This is a genomic window from Pseudomonas sp. TH49 (assembly GCF_016650625.1).
GTDB classification, from domain to species: domain Bacteria; phylum Pseudomonadota; class Gammaproteobacteria; order Pseudomonadales; family Pseudomonadaceae; genus Aquipseudomonas; species Aquipseudomonas fluorescens_H.
In genome coordinates this window covers 1773546-1790471 of the sequence record NZ_JAEKFL010000002.1, presented here as the reverse complement: position 1 = coordinate 1790471, position 16926 = coordinate 1773546, and the positions used below count along the sequence as shown (strand labels likewise).

Annotated in this window: 11 protein-coding genes and 5 pseudogenes; 4 read left to right on the top strand and 12 right to left on the bottom strand. The window is 50.6% G+C overall.

The genetic code is table 11. The features are described from left to right. Positions 1-86: 86 nt before the first annotated feature. Together JFU48_RS25265 and JFU48_RS30680 are read right to left on the bottom strand one after the other, a co-directional pair. Positions 87-545, bottom strand: coding sequence for a CopD family protein (locus JFU48_RS25265; RefSeq protein ID WP_201138042.1), 459 nt, complete (start codon positions 543-545; stop codon positions 87-89). Next, positions 542-895, bottom strand: coding sequence for a DUF3817 domain-containing protein (locus tag JFU48_RS30680; RefSeq protein WP_201138041.1), 354 nt, complete (start codon positions 893-895; stop codon positions 542-544). The genes JFU48_RS25265 and JFU48_RS30680 overlap by 4 nt, the downstream gene beginning before the upstream one ends. A 168-nt stretch (positions 896-1063) precedes the next feature. On the opposite strand from JFU48_RS30680, the gene JFU48_RS25255 reads away from it, so the two are divergent. Then, complete coding sequence (locus JFU48_RS25255) at positions 1064-2008, top strand: GlxA family transcriptional regulator (RefSeq protein WP_201138040.1); 945 nt, start codon at positions 1064-1066, stop codon at positions 2006-2008. A gap of 328 nt (positions 2009-2336) precedes the next feature. On the opposite strand, the pseudogene istB reads toward JFU48_RS25255, so the two are convergent. Together istB and istA are read right to left on the bottom strand one after the other, a co-directional pair. Continuing rightward, positions 2337-3138 (bottom strand): annotated as a pseudogene (gene istB, locus JFU48_RS25250) (IS21-like element helper ATPase IstB). Beyond that, a pseudogene (gene istA, locus JFU48_RS25245) lies at positions 3131-4163 on the bottom strand (IS21 family transposase); the annotation flags it as partial. The pseudogenes istA and istB, both read right to left, overlap by 8 nt. Before the next feature lie 691 nt (positions 4164-4854). Between istA and JFU48_RS25240 the strand changes: the two are divergent. Further along, the gene (locus JFU48_RS25240; RefSeq protein ID WP_201138039.1) at positions 4855-5763 is read left to right on the top strand and encodes a tyrosine-type recombinase/integrase; all 909 of its coding nucleotides are present in this window, start codon (positions 4855-4857) and stop codon (positions 5761-5763) included. A 1407-nt stretch (positions 5764-7170) separates the two neighbouring features. Beyond that, positions 7171-7536: a histone-like nucleoid-structuring protein, MvaT/MvaU family gene (locus tag JFU48_RS25230; protein ID WP_201138038.1), complete on the top strand. Its 366-nt coding sequence runs from the start codon at positions 7171-7173 to the stop codon at positions 7534-7536. 136 nt (positions 7537-7672) lie between these two features. Here JFU48_RS25230 and JFU48_RS25225 read toward each other — a convergent pair. The 6 genes and pseudogenes from JFU48_RS25225 to JFU48_RS25200 form a co-directional block, all read right to left on the bottom strand. Further along, positions 7673-7857 (bottom strand): annotated as a pseudogene (locus JFU48_RS25225) (IS3 family transposase); the annotation flags it as partial. A 55-nt stretch (positions 7858-7912) separates the two neighbouring features. After that, positions 7913-8221, bottom strand: a pseudogene (locus JFU48_RS25220) (hypothetical protein); the annotation flags it as partial. A 57-nt stretch (positions 8222-8278) separates the two neighbouring features. Beyond that, positions 8279-8545 (bottom strand): annotated as a pseudogene (locus JFU48_RS30675) (AAA domain-containing protein); the annotation flags it as partial. Positions 8546-8849: 304 nt separating this feature from the next. Next, positions 8850-9107 carry a hypothetical protein gene (locus JFU48_RS25210; protein ID WP_201138036.1) on the bottom strand — a complete coding sequence of 86 codons (258 nt, stop codon included), beginning with the start codon at positions 9105-9107 and terminating at the stop codon, positions 8850-8852. A 65-nt stretch (positions 9108-9172) separates the two neighbouring features. Then, on the bottom strand, positions 9173-9589 hold the full coding sequence (locus tag JFU48_RS25205) for a hypothetical protein (protein ID WP_201138035.1): 417 nt from the start codon (positions 9587-9589) through the stop codon (positions 9173-9175). Positions 9590-9600: 11 nt separating this feature from the next. Next, entirely contained in the window at positions 9601-10320 is a 720-nt protein-coding gene (locus JFU48_RS25200) for a hypothetical protein (RefSeq protein ID WP_201138034.1), read from the bottom strand. A gap of 825 nt (positions 10321-11145) precedes the next feature. Here JFU48_RS25200 and JFU48_RS25195 point away from each other — a divergent pair. Then, positions 11146-11373, top strand: coding sequence for a carbon storage regulator (locus tag JFU48_RS25195; RefSeq protein ID WP_342216054.1), 228 nt, complete (start codon positions 11146-11148; stop codon positions 11371-11373). Positions 11374-13960: 2587 nt separating this feature from the next. Here the strand turns inward: JFU48_RS25195 and JFU48_RS25190 are convergent. After that, positions 13961-14716 (bottom strand): carbonic anhydrase, encoded by a 756-nt coding sequence (locus tag JFU48_RS25190; protein WP_201138032.1) that lies wholly within the window; start codon positions 14714-14716, stop codon positions 13961-13963. A gap of 1032 nt (positions 14717-15748) precedes the next feature. Beyond that, entirely contained in the window at positions 15749-16642 is an 894-nt protein-coding gene (locus JFU48_RS25185; RefSeq protein WP_201138031.1) for an EAL domain-containing protein, read from the bottom strand. Between the last annotated feature and the right edge of the window lie 284 nt (positions 16643-16926).

Here is a 16926-nt window from a genome sequence, read left to right as displayed (position 1 = left end):
TAGATTCGAATGTTGCTTTTAGCGGTTGATGGAGTGGCGTACAAGCGTAAAGATGAAAAGGACTTCGACGCTCTCGACTGCGAAGATTAGTGAAGAAGTACTTCGGAGTAAGCCGCGAGCGGTGGCTTAGTCATTACGAGAAGGACAATCATCGTAGCAAAAAAGAGGCTAAGACTTGCACCAAACTGCACAAACTTTGGTAACGGTCGATAGTCGGCGCTAATTAGCCTTTGGAGCATTTCTGTCTGGATGCCTTGCAGTACAGAAAGTACAACAACGAATATTAGTTTCAAAATTAGCCAAGGCGCAGGGAGCCAGCCACCCATAGCGGCCATACCTATTCCCAGTAGCCACGTCAGTAACATGGCGGACGAAGTCACGCCATGGTTCCAGTGTTTGAGGGCGACCATGAAGCGGCGTTCGCGAGGCATATAGGGCGCAACAGAATTGCGAAGGCCAGCCAGCACGAGAGACAGCATCAACAATCCGCTCACCCAGGTGACTACCGCCATCACATGAACCGTTTTGAGCAGCAAATAAATCATTGAGTTAGCCCCAACTTCAGAGCTACCTGTTTTTTCTTGAATAGGCCGATGTTAAAAAATCCGCCGCCGGGAATGATTGCCGAAAAGAGCAGCCGCAGTATTTCGCCACGCGTAAAAATAGGGTTTGCAAATGACGTACTGAGTAGCCAGAGGTACGTAACCAACGTTATCCCATGTATCGGTCCTATCCACGACACAGCTGCTGGAAAGCCCGCTAGGTGTTTCAGCGGCACTGCGATAAATAACAATGAAGCTAATGTGCAGGTCTCTATAATTGACGCACACGACAAGCGGTGAAGGGCCTTATCAGTGGGGTCAGGCTCGACTGGGGTTGGTCTTGATGGATTCACTAGCACTCCAATAGTTTAAGGGCTGCACGCGGATCGGGCGGAAATTCTAGGATCAATGCCTGGAAGAGAACACTGGCTCGATTGACAATGTTCGAAGGAATTGAGCCATCCGCTTTCATGTCCCACCAAGAGAGGACAGAATCCAGTTCCTTGCGACGGAGTCAGTTTATGCATCGTATCGTTATCGTGGTTCAGCACGATGTGGTCTCATTTGACCTTTCCATTCCTTATGAGGTTTTCAGCCGGGTGACGTTGACGTCAGGTAAGCCCGCCTATCGAGTTCGTGTCTGTGCAGAACACTCAAAAATCGAGATGGCGGGTTTCGGGCTGACATTTAGGTGGGGGCTAGAGCAACTCGCAGAAGCTGACACGATTATTATTCCAGGGACGGAAGATCTCTCTGGATCGGTGTCTGATGCTTTGAGAACCGCTGTGCAACGGGCTGTGGCCAAAGGCACCAGAATCGCGTCAATTTGCAGTGGCAGCTTCACCTTGGCTGCTAGCGGAGTGCTCGACGGTTTACGCGCGACGACACACTGGCGGGCTGCCGCTGATATGGCCAGATTATTTCCGAAGGTGAAAGTTGATCCCAATGTTTTGTTCGTTGATAACGGTCAGATTTTGACGTCAGCCGGAGCCTCGGCGGGACTGGATCTTTGTCTGCATATGGTGCGCTGCGACTTTGGAGCTACCGTAGCCGCTGACGCGGCGCGGCTGGCGGTAATGTCGCTTGAGCGAGAGGGTGGCCAGGCGCAGTTCATCGTGCACTCTGCACCTGAATCTAATTCAGCGCTGGGGCCGTTGCTCATTTGGCTGGATGAAAACCTTGACCAACCTTTGTCGCTGAAAACCATTGCAGCTCACGCCGCGATTAGTAGCAGAACACTCAGTCGACGGTTCCTCGAGCAGATTGGGGCCACTCCACTGCAATGGCTGTCTCGAGCGAGAGTACGACGCGCGCAGCTGTTATTGGAAACCACTCGTTTTTCAGTCGAGCAAATTGCCGGTAGGGTAGGCTTCGGCTCTTCAACGACATTGCGCGAGCACTTTCAACAACAACTGGGCATTAGCCCGCAACGTTATCGCCGCGGGTTTAGCAGGTCGGACGACTGATTCAGGGTTCTAATGCCTAATGATTTGAATGAATGCCAAGGCGTTAGTGATCGTGAGGAGGTCGGTCCCTCCTACGTAATCTCCCGCCCCTACAGAGCTTTTTTGGGCCAGACTTGCACTTTCAGCTTCGTCCCGTTACTAAAAATTGGAGGGTAGAGTGTTGGCGCTGATTGAAAACTGACCCACCCTGCCGATTGCAAATTGACCCAAGGGGGGATTGCTGATTTTTATCCCAGCAATTGTGGATAAGCTTAGCAGTCGTGTTCCGTTTGAAGAGGCATCAGGCCCCACCGCATGTAGGCATGCGGCAGGGTGTTTACGATGCAGATCAAAACGGCTCATCGTCCTCGATACCATCTTCGTCCTTGCGCTTTCGTTCACGATTTGATCTTTGTCTGGGCGGCTAAGGTGCTGTGTTGCAGGTGGTAAGACTCTTTGCCCGTTGCGACGATATGGCAGTGGTGTGTCAGCCGATCCAGCAACGCTGTGGTCATCTTGGCGTCGCCAAACACGCTAGACCATTCCGAGAAGCTGAGGTTGGTGGTGATGACCACGCTGGTGTGCTCGTACAGTTTTGAAAGCAGGTGAAATAACAGCGCGCCACCACTCTGACTGAAGGGCAAATACCCAAGCTCATCAAGTATCACTAGGTCTGTACGAAGGAGTCCCTGGGCGATTCGGCCGGCCTTACCATCGTACTTTTCACGCTCCAGCAGGTTGACGAGATCGACCGTGGAGAAGAATCGTACTAGTTTGTTATGAGTGGTGATTCCGGATACGGCCAAGCCACTGGCCAGGTGTGTTTTTCCGGTTCCAGGCCCACCGATGAACACGACATTTTGCGCAGTCTCCGTAAACTCAAGGCTGGATAATTCCTTGACCAGACGGGCATCAGCGCTGGAGGCGCTGAAGTCGAAGCCGGCTAAATCACGGTGCATGGGGAGCTTTGCTATGTTCATCTGATGATTCACAGAGCGCACGGCGCGATCTGCCTGCTCCTGTTGGAGCAGATGCTCAAGCAGCCATTTCGAGGATGCCGTCGAAGCTTCTCCCTGGGCCGCCAGTTCTTCCCAAGCCTGCGCCATGCCATGCAGACGCAGTTCTTTAAATTCTGCCATCAAGTCACGCATTGCGGCTCTCCTCATCTGTTCTACGGAGTTGGTCATATCGGGCCGTGTTGGCAACGGGAGCCACCTTGAGTTGCAGGCTGGTTTCTACGGAAGGCAGTGGTGCAGTGGAGGTCAGTCGAGCTAGAACATTCAGGGTGTGATCGGCGCTCAAGCTTCCCGACTCAAGCACCAGTTCTACCGCTACCAGCACCGGGTCGAGACCGGCGATGGGCACGGCAGCCAGCACCTGCGTCATGATTCGATCACCGTTGCTGTGACGTCTCAGGCCCCGTTTGAGAAGCCGCAACGGATTGGGCAGATCGGCAAACGGTGCGCCATTGCGCAGTGCACCCGGCTTGCGCTCGATGAGTGGGATGTAATGCTGCCAGTCAAAACTGACCTGATCTCGATCAAACAGACGCTCGTGGCTGGCGATCATCATGTCATCGGCGATGACCACGATCCGGGATGGGTAAAGACGGCTACTGACCCACTGGCCGACTCGCTCACAAGGCTCCGAGTAGCGATTTCGTGCCGAGCTCATCAGGCAGGTGCTGGAGACCCTTACGGTGCGCTCAACGTAGCCATCAAAGGCGGTCGGCATCGGCATCATTTCGACCCGTTCCAGCTCCAAAACTTACGCCACCGTCAGCCCGTTGTACTACGGATGCAGCAGCTCGCTCCAGAGCGAACGACAGCGTTGGCCGCCAGGCATTCAGTTCCTCGAAGGTGTGGAACATGCAGTTTTGAGCGTCAAGGCAAATGCGCCGTCGACTGTCTTGAACGTTCTTCTCGACAATGCCCTTTTCCCAGCCAGAGGCTACGTTGCAGAAATCCGGATTGAACAGGTAGTGCGCACACATCACGGAGAACCGGGCATTGACCGTGCGGCCCTTGCCTTTATTGACCTTGTCGACAGCCGTTTTCATGTTGTCGTAGATGCCGCGACGCGGCACGCCACCTAACGCTGCGAACGAGCGTGTATGGGCATCGAAGAGCATCTCGTGGCCTTGGCTAGGGTACGCAACCAACCAGAATGTGCGATTTTCCAACTCCAGACTATGCGTTGTCAATTTTGACTGAAACGTCATTTAGGTTTAATTCAATAAATTCAATCAGTTGAAAGAAAGATTTGTGTTCAGCTGATATCGAGAAAGCTTGAAAGGTCTAAACACAAAAAGATTTATCCCGTTATGTACGGTTGTACGAGGCGATGGTTTCTGACTGGAAAATGCTACGTCGGCTAATAAATCCGCTGATAAATCGCCGCTAGAGATTGTTCTGTGAGTCATTCCCTCTATCAGGTTCTTGCACAATACGTCGCTGCGGACTATGCACTGTTGAGAGAAAACGTAGCATCGATTGCGGCTTGTCCTCGAACACGTTATGGAGCAGTGCCTAGCTTGCGTAGCGGCTTTGCCACTTGGATCATGCGCAATCAATGGAGTCCTCAAGCCTTGATTGAATATCTCGTCTAGCGTGATGTGGACAGCGCTCTACGTTATGTGGGCGTCGATGAGTCTTTGTTGCTTGGCGGTGCGACACAGCGACCAAGTCAAATGACAACGGAAGCGACGATTTCGTACCGGGATACAGGGAGGATCATTACACCTGTAAAGCGCCACCATTGATGGAACACGTCGACGAATCATCAGCTTTGTGAACTTGATTTCTCAAACGTCATAAGCTTTGGCCGGGGCGATGGGGACTCACGACGGTGGATGCGGAGGGCGCAGCATGACTTCCCCGGCTGAGCGGTACCGCCAGGCGGCACGCCGGGACAGCACACAGCGGCGTTATCGCCAAGCGCTGGAGCATTTCGCCGACAAATGGGGCGGTTTGTTGCCCGCGTCGAGCGAGAGTGTCGTGCGCTACCTGGCGGATCATGCCGAACGGTTGTCCAGCGCGACCCTGCGCACGCACCTCGCGGCGTTGGCGCAGTGGCACACACAACATGGGTTTGCGGACCCCACCAAACAACCGCAGGTGCGCGATGTGCTGCGCGGTATTCGCGCGGAACACCCAAGACCTATCAAACAAGCCGAAGTCCTGCCACTGCAGGCGCTCGAAGCTTCAATCGCTGGCCTTGAGACACAGGCGAACTCAAGCGACAGCGGTGAGCGTCTGCGGGCGTATCGCGAACAGGCGCTGATTCTCTTGGGGTTCTGGCACGCACTGCGCAGTGACGACCTGTACCGCTTGCGGATTGAGCACATTCAGTTGCGGCCAGGGCAAAGCCTGGAAGTGTTTCTGGCGAGTGGCAAGACTGACCATCACCACCAGGGCAAGACGGTCAGCGTGCCCGCCCTGAAGCGCTTGTGCCCCGTAGAGGCTTATGAGCGTTGGCTGGAGGCCAGTGGTTTGCAGCAAGGCCCGGTGTTCCGCGCGATCGATCGCTGGGGCCATATCGGGCCCAGCGGGCTTAATCCAAACAGCCTATCGCGCCTGTTGCGCTTGGCGTTTGTCCGCAACGGTTTGGTAGGCGAAGGGTACATTGGGCACTCCTTGCGCCGTGGCTTTGCGACGTGGGCCAGCAGTAACGCCTGGGGGACGAAAGCCTTGATGGAGTATGTGGGCTGGCGCGATGTACAGTCCGCGATGCGTTACATTGATGCGAGTGCTCCGTTTGGTGACTGGTTACGCTGATCCCGGGCGAATCATTCAGGTTTGCTTTGTTCTAGGCATATAAGCCCGTGGATCAACATGTAGCGCTTCTAGATGTTGATGGATTTTTTGAATGTTCCGGACGTTAGCGCCTTTGATCTCTTTTAGCTCATCTCGAAAGATCGGCACTGACACCGGCATGCTTTCGCTTGTACACATCCGAATGATGAGTGGGATGGCGCCTTCTTACTTCTCAGGTGAAGGTGGCACGTGAGGTTGAGAATCAGGGCATACGCTAGATTCTCTTCAATTTCCCCATCAATCCCCATGGTTGCGTTCAATCGATATCAATGCGCGGTATGCCGTCGGCTGTATCCAACCGCATATGAGCGAAGTGCGGGGCCAGGGTTGGTTGTCCTCATCCTCCTGCAGCTCCGGGAATTCGAAATCCGCTTCAAGCCACAGAGTACGTTCCTCAGGTATCAAATCCTCATCAACAGACATATGGAAGTCAGATCGCTGAATGCGATGGAGGCTTGGATCAAAGGCAAACAACCTGCAGAGCGCTTGCAGGACTGCTTTCTTTCCGGAGCCATTTGGGCCTATAAGGTGACATCCTCGAATGTGATTACCGTAGGCCCATTGCTGAAGGATTGAAAATTACATAACCGAATGCTCTGCAGCTTCATTGCTCACCGCCCATCGTTCAGGATGTGTACGTCCCTTGTCTGTTGACTCGGTTCGCGTTGTCGACAGCCGAACGGCTCGGATATCGGGGCTGTAGAATCGGCGGTTTGATATAGAGGACGGTAGTAGGCCAACATTGCATAACGAATATTTGAGGCAATCATTAATACACATGTTTCGGCTGGTTCAGGGATCAAAGCATCATGGAGTCAGCATGCCCAGTGTTGGTAGCTGGAGATCCACTGTGCGCGGGCGGGCTGTCGTGAACCGAACTCCCGTGTCCCGCCGTATTTCGGCCCTACAGGCGTCCATTGTTCATGTCTTCGGCTATGGCAGCCTGCGCGCTCCGCTTACGTCGGTTACAAAGCGCTTTCCGGTGTCCTGTAATTAAGCTGGAAGGGCGCTCTCTGATCCTCTGCTTACTCACTCTAGTAGAGGGGGCAGATAGGCGTTGGATATTGAGAGCGCTTCGCACCCACTGGTATCAAGTAATTATCTGATGTCACCGTGCCGTAATCATTGATCTTCCTCCGGACGTCCTCAACGTAGTGAGCATCACTCTCGCTGATCCTTTGAGCGTTGAGCTGGTGCAAGGCTCATAAAAATCTTCCATCGCTTGTCGCCTTGTACTCTCGTAGTAGGTGACCTCGCTCACCACTGTGGGATTCAGTTAATTCCTCAGGGCGTGCGTAAATATACCTATCAGTGTATGCATGTGTCTTTTTTGGTGTAATGTAACAGCATATCTAGAAGAGGTTTCCAATGTCTAAACTCGCAGAATTTCGTCAGCTCGAAAAACACTTGGCTGACCAACTCCAAGCTCTCGAAGCCTTAAAAGGTGATGCCGGGCTTAAGAAGGAAATTGAATTCGAAACGAAGCTACGCGATTTGCTCGCGAAGTATGGCTACAGCCTGAAAGATGTAATCAATCTGCTTGACCCTCAATCTAGCCGTCGTGCACTTGCGGTGGCGCCAAAATCCGGTACGCGCAAAGCTCGCCAGGTCAAGGTTTATAAGAACCCGCATACCGGTGAGATTATCGAAACGAAAGGAGGTAATCACAGAGGCTTGAAAGAGTGGAAAGCTGAGCACGGTTCAGACACCGTTGAGTCTTGGCTGAACAAGTGATCTGTGGTTTGAGTACAAAAAAGGCCTTTTTGAGGGCCTTTTTTGTGGTTATGATTTTACTCTGAGCGGGATGAAATCTGCTCACCGATCAGTCGAGCCAATAACCGCATTGGTTCTATGAATCGCCCCGGATTCTCTAGACACCTTGCAAGCTTATTGCGTAACGCTTATCAAACTCTATCGGTGACAGCTGATTGTTGAAACCATGGCGACGTTTTGCGTCGTAGAACATCTCGATGTAATGGAACACGTCACTACAAGCATCTTCCGCTTGATTCGTTCCCGTTTCAGAAGCTGGAAAAAGCTCTCGACCAAAGCGTTCAGCCTGTTCAAGCTTATCTCTGATCATGTCGCGCTGATCGGAGTGCATGGCGATGACTCCGATGATGGGCTCATGATCACCCTCCTGTGCATGAACCTGCTCTAAGAATTCAGTCGAGGTTAGCATTGCTCGAACCACTTCCACGATGACTAAGGCTCCCTGCTCTTTCTCAAGCGCACCTTCGTGAGGGCGAGTTGGACGGTGTAAGGCCTCGCGGCCCTGATCCTGGGTGTCAATACACACGACCTGAGAGGCAAGGAAGGAGGGTAGCTTCTCGTACTCAGTTCCAAGAGGCGCGCGTCCTACCTCAAATGCCTCTGCGTAGAAGCAGTGCGATACAAGTTGGGTGATGTGCTCCGCCATATGGTACTGGCGTAACGTTCCTCCCACCAATTGGCCGTAACTCGATGAAAATGCTCGCTAAAAATTGTTCATCCGTCGGAAAACCTTGCACGGCATTCCCAGTAGGGCTGACGCTTGATCTTCAACGACGGGGGGGTAAGACGGCGGCAGTTGTAGGTGATTGCCCACCAGTAGCACGCGCTTTCCAGCTTGCATCCCGACAACGAGCTCCATTGGCGACGCCCGCGCAGCCTCGTCTACAATAACCCATTCGTATGGACCCTCGGTGATGCCCAACGCCTGCTTGCCAACGCCCATGCAGGTGCCTGCCACAATACTGGAGCTGCGTGCTAGGAAAGCAGTGAAGTTGAAGCTTGGGTTTGCGTAGCACCTGGGAAAACTCCATCAATAGGCGAGCGATCTGCTCCAGACGAGCGCATTTAGCTGGGCTCGGCGAACCGGACTGATGAGCCAACGATTCGAGTTTTTGGCTCACTAAACCACGTAGGTTGCCTGCATCATTTCCTGTCGATGCATGGATGCCGAATTGGCGTTCGCGACATCGACGAACACCCGCTTGAGCCGCCCTGGATGCTCCTTAGCCGTGATGTCCTTATCATCGGACTCGTCTATCGTGCGTATGAGGCGGTCAATGCTTTGGCGCATAGGGTCCAATTTGATGTGAAGCTTCGTTGCGCTGTGCACGTAGCCCTTTGGGAAGCCCCATAGCTGCACCCGCCGCACGTACATGATCTAGAATTTCCGCATCAAAACTCTCGCGGTAGCGCCGACGTAGCGAATCCTCTTGGACGTTACGGAGTTGGACCGATACCATTGATTTAAGACCTACGCGCGCCATGGAAACATTCATGCTTGACGCACGCAGCGAACCAGCTACCTTGTCCATGGCGTTCGTTGCATCTTTTGTTCACCTGTTGCTGTCGCGAGGGTTGGCTCATAACATCTTGCTGGTCAGCCAATCATGAGGCCGTAATGTTGTCTTCCCTGTTCCCGGCAGCCCCTGCAGCAGCGAAAAACCGGTCCATAGAACAGAGCGGTCCGCATGGCCTCTTCTTGGGAGGCGTTCAGGTCATATTTGCTAAGATCGCCTACGTCAATCGCGGTGTGGCGCTTTGGCATTTGTTCGGTGTCCGGATCGAAGTAGTCAACAAACGAAGTTATGAGGCCTCCGCCCGCGAGCACCCGCTTCATCGCTGCGACTCGTCGTTCAGAAGCCACCTTTTCAAAGGTACCGCGGACATGCGGGACATCTCCCTTCTTTGGTGAGAAGCGCATGTTTCTAACATGCACGCGCATCACGCCGCGTCCGAGGTCGGACGAGACCCAGCCGACAGTAAACCATCGGTCGCTGCTGTCTATAGGAACCACGCCGCACTCCATCAGTTCGATGCCTTCGCCCTCCGAAAAATCGCGCCCGTCTCGCAGTCGAAGGGGATGACCCACTCCTCACTATCCGGCGAGAACTGCTTAGCCCCGTGCCGCACCGCAATCTTCGTGACATTCATCTCATCGGTGTCAGACAGCGCGGTCCAGAGCGCTGTTGCTGATATTCTTTGCGAGGACGCGCAGCCAGACGGTCGGGCGTAGGGGGCATTACCGAGCGCCATGACCGCTTCATTGCCTTCCAGATCATCCGCGACATTCGCGCGGTGAAGTTCGTACAGCAAACCGGCAAGCGCGTCGACGTCGGCTTCCTCCGCAAAGGTGATGTGAGTCTCTCCTTTCCGCGAGAAGACCTTGCTGCGGTTTGCGCTGACGGAGTCGATGTGATCGACATCTTTAACTGAGGACCCAAGCACGACATCCTCTTTCGGGATGTGCTTGACGTATCGCTCTAGGCGTACCCCGACGATGTTGAGTCGAACGTGACCAATGTGGGCATGCCGTGTCGCGCGCACCGAGTACTCGCCATTGTTAGAGACCAGGTCTAAAGACGAAGAACCACTACGATCCCGGCGCTTTAGGGTTGCTTTGGACGGCGAGATTGAAAGCTGTTTTGGGTAAAGCTCGGCCAGGAGGTCTAGCCGCGGTAGTATATCCACAAGCTTAATGGCCCGATTCACGTCGCTTCGCGTGCCCTCAAATTCCTCAGGCAACATTGTCAGTACAAGCGTGCACACTTCAAACGCGTCACGGTGAAGCGGGGATGCGCTCGCTAGAGCTGAAGGAATAGTACCAACTGTTACTCCTTCGTCTCCATCGGAGCTTAGATCTGGTGTGTCTACCAAGAAGTTAGTTCAAGGGCAGTCGACGTATCCAGCCTGCCCGTCAGACGCCACCGATCGTGAATTATCTCTATTATAGACCTTTCTATCTCATTCTCAGACTCGTCCTACATACGGGCTGCAGCTACCGGTTTATATATACACCCCTTGCCTGATCTGCCGTTTTTTTGTATGAGCTGAGTCGCAAGGCTGATCGAGGTCCTTTCTTATGTAATGAGTGAGTTTTTCTATGCGCGATTTTTTTGGAGTATTGATGGTCATCATCTGTTTGGTCGTCGTCGTCTGCTACCTTATTGAGGTTCGCAACAGTCGGTAGCCCAAAGATTTTTTTTGCCAAAATTCCATACATTATACGAAAAATACATAAATTGTCAGTAAGGATGGCAATCGTCACGTATCGAATCGAGAAGCCAGCATCGGCGTCGACATAGTCGATATTCCGACCATGTAATCAATATCTATTTCTGAATGCACGGGCTATATAGAGAGCTCGCAGTTTTGGGAGCGACCAACACGGCGTGTTGCGAATTGCACACGGTGAATAGTCAATCGCTACCACATCGGAGTAGGTTCAACCACAAATCAGCCATTGGTAATAATCGGTGTTGTGTTGTTCTCCCAGGCAGAGAGAGTAAAATAAACTTCGACAGGAAAAATCAGACAGGTACTGCATACTTTGTCTCGGGTTTATGGAGATAATTGCATAGACATAGATCAGTAAATAGAAGGGAATACCCATTGCTAGTCCTCACAAGAACACCCAACGAACACCTTTGTATCGGAGAAGAAATCAAAATCAAAGTGATCAAAGTTGAAGGCAGTACCGTGTCTTTGGGAGTCATGGCACCTAAAGAGATTTTTATCGTTCGTTCAGAGCAAGATGAGAGAGCCTTAAATAACACCTCTATAACTTTCAGGACGCCTTGAAATGATTCAGCCCTAGCAACAGTTCCTGCGCAGAGCAACAGTGTGGTGGGGCTTAGAACGAAAAGACCGCGCGGTGGCGTCCCTGAAATTAGCGTGAATGGTGAAGGATGCCGCCAGGCCGAGGCTCAGCACGGATAACTTCCTTGATCTGCTCGGAGAAACTGAAACCAAGCAGGTAAATCTGTTCTTTCAGGTTTTGGCCCAGCTTAGTCTCACCGCTCTTCTCTGCGATATCTCATAAGATGTCGAATGCATTGCGACCGTTGATGGTTAAGCGACCAGCCAACACAATGAACTGCGAGGGCAGCAGGCCCTGGTGGTCAAGTTCTGAGAGGGTCTCAACTGGACGTGCTGCTAAACAAAGACGCTCAGTTCGTCACAAAGGTGGTGTTGCTCTGCACGCCCTACATGTTGAAGAGCACGTGGCGCCTTACGTTGACCCGCGATGATCTGGACCCGAGCCCGGACCGGGAAGCAATCGACTGACGCTGCTCGCCCATCCGACGTCTGAGGTGCCACGTGCTGCCTCGAAATCCCGCAAGCGTGGTATCGCTCTGTAGCTGTTTACCGTTGCCATGATGATTGTTTTGTATGCGGTTTTTGGGAGTGGAGCCAAATGGCAGTACGGACAAACACCTGCTTAAAGTTATCCAGCAAGAGCAAGTGACGAAAGCCTGTCGCGATCCGATGCTGGGGGCAGCGAACTTAAGCCTGGCTCGGCCAAAGCGCTGGTCACGCTCTGCTCCACATCAAGGCTCAGCCGGGTTGGCTGAAGGTGATTGTCGGGCACTCCGACACCACGGGGATGTCGATCAATACCTGTAACTTTCCTATGAGCTAGCCTTAGCTGCGCGCAAGTGGATGCAGTGCGTGGGCGACATTCCTGACAACGGCTCTGTCGTCCAAGAACCTGCAGGCAGTCAGCCAATTGCTGACAATGACACCGTGTTTGGGAGACCGATCAATCGTCGAGTGGATATTTAGCAGGTGCCGGGTGAGGTGTTAGTAGATCGTTTGATGTAAGGGCGGGGGGATTCGATGAATGAGTAAAAATCAACCGCACTGTGGGTATAGGAATATTATTGATAACCTGAGAACCAGCCAACTACCCGCCTGTGGGCGATCCTAGGGAAGAACAGCAATGTGTGACAAAGGCTCTCGCTACAACTTAGAAGTCGAAGAGTATAAAGTTTGCCAAGAAGTAGATTGGCTGATAGGGGAATATACTCCTGAACAATCTTCTGCGTCGTATTCTGTGTCCGGGGGCGTAGTGGGTGAGAACGTCGCCGCGGCGGTAATGACGCACATCGTGAAAGGCAACAAAGAATTTAAAGATAAGCTCCCTCGAGTTTGCCAAAATAGAGAAAAATAAGTGCTAGGTAATCCCCGATAAGAGGGGAGATATAACAGCGGTAACGCATTATCGCTCCCGGTTTCATAGACACCTTCTTGCATTAAATTGAGCGCTATTAGGAGGTGCTATGAGCAACCCGCGTTATCCTGAAGAATTCAAAACCCAAGCGGTCAATCAAGTGACCGAAACAAGCTACCTGTAGCTGATGTGTAGCGCCGCGTCCAGCTACCTGATTTGTATAGATTCAGTTTCTCAGTAGGCTGAAAAGGTCTTTGAGGACCCTGAGGCTAGTGCCAATCAGTCCGGCGCATAATCCGTGCCCTAGAGTTAGGTCGGGTGGTTTGATGCTGGCGTGAGTCATGCCGCGATCTTGGTCGTTCCCTTCCCGAAAACAGCTTCGTAACCTGTAAAGGCTGCTACGGATCTCTATAGGTGATTTACTCATCATCACCTCAGGCCTTAATCGGTAAATAACAGATCATTGGAGGCAAATTAAAGCAGCTGCTGTTATCTCGGCGTAATCGCTAATATCTAATATACTCATGCTATCGCCCCCAAACTGCGCCGTTTTGTTAAAGGCGATATTCAGCGCGTCATCATTAGAAAAACCTCGTACCGTAAATCCGGTGACTACATCGCAGGAGTTAACTGAAGACGCAGTTACTAGGGAAATTTTACTGCCTGATTCGGTTAGCTGTGTAACGCAGCCCAATATCGAGGTGGCAGTGATGAGTAGTAAGGAGAGCGAATATAAATTGCGCATAACTAGAAGGGGCCTTTAGATGGAGTATTATTTTCCAACAAGCAATTAAGAGACGTCTATGAGCACTTTCTGAGTATTGGTCTGGCAGTCGTGTCGAAAGGTTGTTTGCGCTTGGCGTCTTAGTAGTCAAGCAAGGATAAAGTTGCGCTAGGATTTTGGTTGCGATGGTCGTATCCCCTCTCGGGGTTGCAACACATCAGATGAGTTACCTACCAAACATGTGTTTTGCGGTTATGCAGTTATGTATCGACTCTTGGGGGCGTCTTACAAATACGGAGAGCCTCTTTACAATGTAATGCAAGGGCGCCGTACCCCGAGACTATGTACGTGATTGTTTTGAGCGGGCCAAGTTTGATGAGATGTGAAACTCACCACTCTTGGGCCCCACCAGTTTCGCCCTGGACCCAACCCATCCATCGAAATGCGTGGATTGCGGCATGAAGAGCAGCATCTAATAGAGGCCCAAAAAATCAGTCCTCGTCCACCTCCCGCTCGTTAATAGGTTGCGCGGGACGATGGTTTTGCGAGAACAACTCGCGGAATTTTTTGATTTGAGATTTTGACATCTCGATGGGTTGCTCAAATAAAACCCATTGAACACCTTCCGTGCACGGCGGGGTTGTCAGGGAACCTTTGTAATATAGATGGTGGCTTTCCAAGGGAATGAGCTTATTAAGATCCGGCGCAGCCTCTGCGCTGAGTGTTATTTCTTCGCTATCCTTTCTCGGAAGGTTGCTCCACAGCGATGCGAGCTCTATATTTTTATTTCCTTCCTTGATCATGAGCCCTACTACCAGCAGTTGGCCGTTTTGATCTTGATGAACCAGATGCATTTCCATTGGAAAGGACAAATGATTGATCTGGTGTTCGCTTGGTGTATGAAAGTGGAATTGCATCAACTGGTATTCGGTTCCTTGAAAGTTTATTTTCTCACCTTCGCCAACGTTGGCCTGAATTGTATGACCATTGTTCTGTAACTTGAGTGCGGTCTTCCCATAATGGAGTGCAAGGTTTGAGCTGATAATTTTATGCAGCAGTACTTGATTTATCTCGATATTAATAGGCGACTGCTGGGTGCCACTAGCGCAAAGCGAGTTCCCGAGCGCCCCCCAGTGGTCGGGGCCATGCTCGCCGTTATACGTCCAGTGACCTTCGGAGGCATTAACGCTGAAAATAGGAATATACAACGACGATAACATCAATAAGCAGCGAGTAAAGGACTTCATGGGTACTCCAGATATCATAATAATCTTAGGCTATTGAGCGGGTTTACTTTGATTGGCTTGTTAAGCTCGCCTAATGTGGAAGGTGTATTATATTGGAGAGGGTCGTCGAAAAAAGCAGGACTCGTACTAAAAGCATAAGTTGTTATTCTGATAAGTACTAATCAGTAGAGGGATGAATGGCGTGGTATATTTAGAGCGTGAAATGAAAAGATTAGAAATTTTTTAAATCTCGGATGCCGATTCTTTTGCTTTTCGGTAGTGTTGTTGCCGCTAGCTCAATATCCTAGCATTGTACGAGAGAGTGTCGGAGGTTGTATGTTTAAGTAAGTTATTTCTAGTGGTCAGTATTGCGAATGAAAGGGATGAAGTGAGTGTATAAAAATAAAATAGTTTTGTTTTCGGTGTTTGATTAGTCTGAGGGGCACTAATATTTGATTTGATGAGCTTGAGAGATTGGAGGTTGGTGGTAGATGTTTTTAGTATAGAGATCGCTTGTTTCTTGTTTTTTTTGGAACAAGTACTATTTTTTTATTGTGTTTTTTTGCGTAATATGGGGAGTTTGATGGCTGTTTAGTTTGTGGGGTAGGGGTTATGCGTAGGTGTCAGGATTTAATTTTGATTATTTGTAGGCATCCTGGAAGTCTTATTGAATATTCTCGGATTTTTAATCAGATTGGTTGCTTTGGATTGATATTGTGTTCCAGTGAGGCTGAAGCGCTTTTGCGCGTTAGCTCCGGAGCGAAATTTTCTTATCTTGTGTATGATGATTTTTCTTTTGATGCGGACAGTTGCATAGCCCTTGAGGAGTTATGCAGGGCTGGCCGAAATATTATATTGCTATCAGAGGCTACAGAAAGTCAGCATTCGGCGATGCTTCATTGGGTGCGGGCTCGTCAGGTGGATATTCGCGTATTGCCGAGACCTATCTCTACCAATCACCTGAGAGTGATCTTTAACTCTTACGGCTGAGTGCGATGCTGCCTAGATGGGGAAGCAAAGCCTTAAATTATTTCTCGATAAGAACTCAAAAGGTTAGCACAATAATATGCTTTTGTTGTTGGGGGCGATTTTGCTGTGATGATTTGCATCATTAACTACGCTTCCTTTGGTTCTAACAATTTTGGTAATGAAATCCTTCATTTCAAGTGGTCGAGTTAAGCCGAAACCCTGGCCATATTTGCAACCCATATGTTGTAATAAACGAGACTGATCGTTGGTTTCTACACCTTCGGCCACTACTTTCAGCCCTAGCTTTCTACCTAGTTCTAATGAGGTGAGTACAATGGCGTGGGAGCTGGCACAGCTTAGCATTTGGGTTATAAACGTCTTATCGATTTTAAGTTCTGAGAATGGTAAAGATATAAGTCGCTCTAAAGTTGAGTGGCCTGTCCCAAAATCATCCATGCTAACGCAAAATCCGTCAGCTCGCAGTTGTGATAGGTTTTCAGTAAGTGCTTTAAGATTCGTGGTCGGTTTGTCTTCCGTAACTTCGACTTTGAGAAGATGAGCTGGTAGCTCGGCTTGTTTTAAAAAATTTTCTATGGTTTTTATTGTTTTGATGTCTGCCATTAGTGATGCTGAAGCGTTGATGGCGACAGGGCACTCAATGTTCAGCAGTCTTAATGTACATAGTAAATCCAGGACACATTTGAGGACGAATTCGAACAGTACCGATTCCAAGCCCATGCCATCTAGGTGTGGAAGGAACTCTGTCGGTGGTATGTTGCCTATTTGTGGATGTTGCCAGCGTATCAATGCCTCGGCAGCTAGGACGTTTCCTGTTCTCAGATCGTGCTGAGGTTGGATGACAACGCGTAAACCATCGCCAGAAGATAGGGTTGATGGGAGATTTTTTATTATGAGGTCTGATTTTATGTTTCTTCGATTGTTTTCAGATATTGAGGTCTTAAGTTCTGGGGTTCTCATGGTTGGTCTCGTTTGAAGTGGATTTCTGTGATGTGCACTCACATTCCCATCGCTCGACAAAAAGCTTGCGCCGTTTATGAGATGCAAGGAGAAACTCGTTCATGCAGGAGATAAACTTGTTTTGCTCTCGATCATTTAGCTTCGTGAAATTCAATAGAATTCCTGGTACGGATCGGTTATTAAATTTTTGCATGTTTTTTCTCGGTATATTTGGGCTTTTTTTGTTGGTTGGTCTAACCCTGGTGCGAGTTATTGTTCATGATTTACGGTGAGGAAGTATTGTG